General features: G+C 46.4%; 1 protein-coding gene. It reads left to right on the top strand.

The window, feature by feature from the left end:
- Positions 1-267 (top strand): glycoside hydrolase family 31 family protein (locus MN204_RS20775; RefSeq protein ID WP_306798831.1); only part of this gene is annotated, 267 nt, incomplete at both ends.

Below are 267 nucleotides of genomic sequence, written 5' to 3'. Positions count from 1 at the left end.
CCTTGGTTGTTCGACGAAGAAGCCGTTGATGTAACGCGTAAGTTCACGCAATTGAAGTTGGAGATGATGCCATACATCTACGGACAAGCTAAGGAATCAGTTGAAGCTGGTATCCCATTGATGCGTCCAATGTACTTGGAGTTCCCTGAGGACCAAAATACGGCAACGTTGGATCGTCAATACATGCTTGGTAGTGATATTTTGGTGGCACCAGTTATGACTGAAGAAGGGGATGTCGATTACTACTTGCCAGCTGGTAAGTGGGAG

This window comes from Oceanobacillus saliphilus, assembly GCF_023522835.1.
GTDB lineage: Bacteria > Bacillota > Bacilli > Bacillales > Amphibacillaceae > Oceanobacillus > Oceanobacillus saliphilus.
The sequence above is the reverse complement of the archived record's forward strand: the minus strand, read 5'-3'. Positions and strand labels throughout refer to the sequence as shown.